Here is a 4,176-nt window from a genome sequence, read left to right on the forward strand (position 1 = left end):
CGCCCTTGATCCCAGTTTCATCGCCAAATCGGGGAAGAAGACGCCTGGCATCGGCTATTTCTGGTCGGGTCAGGCAGCGCGCACCAAACGCGGACTTGAGATGCTGGGCATGGCGGCAATCGACGTAGACAACCACACCGGATTCCATCTGGATGCCTGCCAGACGATAACCGGCAACCATCCGGAAAAATCACTTGCCGAGATCTACGCGGACTCATTCACCGACCAAAGTGCAAAACTCCTGGAACTGTCCCGCACCGTTGTCGCCGACGCATGGTTTACCAAGAGATCTTTCATCGATGCGGTCTGCGGAGCCGGTTTCCAGTTCGTGGGTAGGATGCGCGATGATGCCAACCTGAAATACCTCTACGCCGGACCACAGAAACCCGGTCGCGGAAGGCCTAGGGTGTACGACGGCAAGGTCGAACACGAAGACATCAAAACCGGACATTTCCTTGATGTGGAACTGGAAGATGGAACCCCCGCCACCTCCGCCGTGGTCTATGCCGTAGCGCTCAGGCGCAAAGTCCGTGTGGTAAGGGTACCGTTCGGAAAGAAACACAGATTGTACTTCTCTACCGACACGGAGATGGAAGCAGCAACAATTGTCAGGTATTACAGACTACGCTTCCAGATCGAGTTCATCTACCGTGACGCAAAACAGTTCACCGGACTGGAGAACTGCCAGGCAAGGAGCGAGAATAAACTGGACTTCCACTTCAATATAGCACTGACGGCAACCAACCTCGCCAAAGTCGCACACTGGATAAGCATCCCCAAAAAAGAACGGGGTGCGTTCTCCATGGCCGACATCAAGACGATGAACCACAACGCTTTATTGATGGATAGATTTTTTTCAACCTTTGGGGTGAACCCACACTTGAAGAAAAATCAGAAACATGTCAAAGAACTATTAATGTACGGCACTATTGCCGCTTAAAAATTAACTAACTATTGTATGCGAAAACTTGAATAATTCAGGGTTGCCGTAAAACACAAAAAGCCTGCAAACGTTTAATTTGCAGGCTTTGTATGTTTTGACTTCAAGATGTGTAGCCCGTAGGGGAATCGAACCTATCGGGCAGCAATCTCTTTATCAATGTTTTACAACCATCCCTTTTCCCAACTCACCGAATCGCTCACTGGTTTGACATACGTTCTAGCTGCAATTGCTATGATGCTAAGATACAAAATNTATCGGGCAGCAATCTCTTTATCAATGTTTTACAACCATCCCTTTTCCCAACTCACCGAATCGCTCACTGGTTTGACATACGTTCTAGCTGCAATTGCTATGATGCTAAGATACAAAATTTCTGTGATGTAAGAATGAAATATCAACGAGCGGTTCACGGCTTGGTGTTTGTGGCGGCAATCGAAGAACGTCAGCCAAATTTAGCACAAAAGTTTAATAGAAACACTAAGCTCAAATTCTGCACGTCAGCCGCCATAACGCCAAACCGATGTTAGCGGCTGTTTTGTTCTGTCAGCCGTTGGATTTCTTTTGTTAGCGTTTGTTTTTCTACCTTGGATTTTGTCAGTCCGATTGCCTGCTTGTAGTGGTAAATTGCTTTATCAAAGTCTGTGTCAGCATACAAGTAACCCAACAATTCGTGATAATAATTGCTGTCGGTCAATTTTAGTTTTTCGGCTTCGGATATTGCTTTGTCGTGTCCGTAAACTTTGGCAAAAGCAAATGTCCTGTTCAAAGCTGTGATTGGCGAATATTCAATAAGTATAAGTTGATTGTAAAGTTGTAAAATGTGTTGCCATTTGTTTTGGTCTGTCGGTGTGGTGTGCCAATACGCAATGCCTGCTTCCAAATGATATTTTGAAATTTCGTTGTTGTTGCAAGCCTTTACCAAAAAGTAATTTCCTTTTTCAATTAGTGATTTGTCCCACAAACTTTTGTCCTGTTCGTCAAACAAAACGGCTTCGCCTTTGTCGTTTGTTCTTGCTTCAAGCCGTGAACTCTGGAAACACATTAACGCAAGTAAAGCGTTGGTTTGCGGTGTGTCTGTCAATGAATTTTCTGTCAAAACCAATGTAAGTCTTATTGCTTCCGAACAAAAGTCTTTTCGGATTTGCTCATTGTTGGTTTTAGAAAAATAACCTTCGTTAAACAGCAAATACAATGTTTTCAAAACGGTGTCTAACCGTGATTTTATTTCTGTTTCGCTTAATGTTTTGATTTGAAAATTGTCGTTGCGAAGATTGATTCTGGCTCGTAGCAATCGTTTTTTAATAGTTTCTGCTTTTGTCAAAAATGCGTTGGCGATTTCTTCCACGCTGAAACCGCAAAGAATTTGAAGTGCCAAACAGATTTGACTTTCAGTTGAATTTGTCGGATTACAAACCGCAAAAATCATTGCTAATTGGCTGTCTGAAATATTTTGATTGCTAAATTCAAAACCGTTGCCAGATTCAATTTCATTTGGTTTGAAGGCTTCTTTAATTTGTGTTAAAAAAATCGCGGTGTGTTTAAAATAATCTTTGGTTTTGTTTTTTGCAACGGTGTAAAGCCACGCCGTTGGGTTTTCGGGTATTCCGTTAATCGCCCAATTTTCCGATGCTTTTAAAAATGTGTCGCTGGCAATATCTTCTGCAATCTCAATATGCTTTAAACCAAAATGCCGGCACAAAACAGCCGTCATTTTAGCGTATTCCTGCCGGAATAAGTGAGGTAAAAGTTCTTGATGTGATTGGCTTTCTTTTGACATCAAAGCAAAGATTATTCAGGGATAAACGCGACAGCATCTACTTCAACTAAAAAATCCGGATGACCCAATGCTGAAACAAAGAATCCTGTTATTGCGGGTGGGTTTGTCAGGTTACCCAAATATTTTTGAGAAGCCTGAAATCCTCTCTGCAAATCCTGCCCCTGAACAATGTGAATGGTCAATTTCACAAGATTTTCAAATGTTGCTCCACATGCAGTCAAAGCGATTTTCAAGTTCTCCATTACTTGTTCAGTCTGTTTCGCAATATTGCCTTTGCCGATTATCTCCCGTTTTGCGTTTACTGCATTTTGTCCACCGACATATATGGTTTTCCCGTTTCCCTGTGTTATTACAACCTGGGAAAAAGCAGGATTTTTTGAGAGTCCGTCAGGACTAATATATTGGATTTGTTTACTCATAACAATTTATTTGTTTTTAACGCTTCATAACTTCCCGTACTTCAATGCTACCACCAACTTGTTCGAAAATCGGATTGAGTTTGGCAATTTCTACCGCTTCATCAATGTTTTCAGCACTTATTACAATGTAACCGCTGATAAATTCTTTGATTTCGGTGTAAGGTCCGTCCGTTACCACGTTATTAGGTTTCACGGTTTTCGCGCTTCCCGGGATTGGCAAAAGCGTGTTTCCTTTGTCCACCAATTTGTTCTGTGCCGCAATGCTTCCTAACCAATTCATTCGTTCCTGCATTTGTTCTGGCGATGGTTTGAAGTTGGCAATGTCTTTCAGTCTGAAGATTAACGCAAATTCTTTCATTTCTTAAAATTTTATTGTTCGTCCTAATGACGATTGGAATCTCAGAATGGGGACAAGGTTCGTAATTTTTTTCTGTCGGGCTGTGTCGGATTAAAATAGCCGCTGATGTTCTTATCGGCTTTTTCTATCCTTCATCCCAACTTTCTTTCATCTCGTTTATTCGTTTGGCTTGCTCTTCAGGGGATACGTTTTCAATATGAGTTGCTATCCACCAAATGTTCCCATTTCTGTCCAACACTCCACCGTATCTTTCGCCTGCATGTCTCATTGTCGTTGGTTCCATAATTGATTTGCAACCGTAATCTAAGGCTTTTTTATAAATACTATCACAGTCATCAACATATAGAAAAAGGGAACATGGGAAAACGCCAAATTTTTTCATTGGTTCCCCTGCCATAATTATGCTATCTCCAATAAGTAATTCTGCGTGCATAATTTGTCCATTGGGTCTGTCAAGCTTGAACCTTAGTTGTGCGTTAAATACTTGTTTTGTAAAATCTATTAATTCTTGAACGCTTTCAACCATTAAATACGGATTTACGGTATTCATATGTTCGGGTTGGAAATTTACTTTCTCCATAGTTATTATTCTTGATTTATTTTATCCGTGACGCTGTGCTTTGTGAAATTGCCGCTAACGGTCTGGGGCTTGACGCTGGCGGGGATTTTTACCGCCAAA

Annotated in this window: 5 protein-coding genes; 1 reads left to right on the forward strand and 4 read right to left on the reverse strand. The window is 41.9% G+C overall.

Annotation, left to right across the window (positions count from 1 at the left end; all coding sequences use genetic code 11):
* On the forward strand, nt 1-940 hold a 940-nt coding region (locus tag NGM62_RS21535), incomplete at its 5' end, for a transposase (protein ID WP_262250368.1).
* 526 nt (nt 941-1,466) lie between these two features.
* Here the strand turns inward: NGM62_RS21535 and NGM62_RS21540 are convergent.
* From NGM62_RS21540 to NGM62_RS21555, 4 genes are all read right to left on the reverse strand, one after another.
* On the reverse strand, nt 1,467-2,720 hold the full coding sequence (locus tag NGM62_RS21540; protein ID WP_262250369.1) for an RNA polymerase sigma factor: 1,254 nt from the start codon (nt 2,718-2,720) through the stop codon (nt 1,467-1,469).
* Between the two features lie 11 nt (nt 2,721-2,731).
* Nucleotides 2,732-3,139 (reverse strand): RidA family protein, encoded by a 408-nt coding sequence (locus tag NGM62_RS21545; protein WP_262250370.1) that lies wholly within the window; start codon nt 3,137-3,139, stop codon nt 2,732-2,734.
* Nucleotides 3,140-3,155: 16 nt separating this feature from the next.
* The gene (locus NGM62_RS21550; RefSeq protein ID WP_262250371.1) at nt 3,156-3,497 is read right to left on the reverse strand and encodes a YciI family protein; all 342 of its coding nucleotides are present in this window, start codon (nt 3,495-3,497) and stop codon (nt 3,156-3,158) included.
* Nucleotides 3,498-3,621: 124 nt separating this feature from the next.
* Nucleotides 3,622-4,077 carry a VOC family protein gene (locus NGM62_RS21555; RefSeq protein ID WP_262250372.1) on the reverse strand — a complete coding sequence of 152 codons (456 nt, stop codon included), beginning with the start codon at nt 4,075-4,077 and terminating at the stop codon, nt 3,622-3,624.
* Nucleotides 4,078-4,176: the final 99 nt, after the last annotated feature.

The organism is Parapedobacter soli, from assembly GCF_025460835.1.
GTDB lineage: Bacteria > Bacteroidota > Bacteroidia > Sphingobacteriales > Sphingobacteriaceae > Parapedobacter > Parapedobacter soli.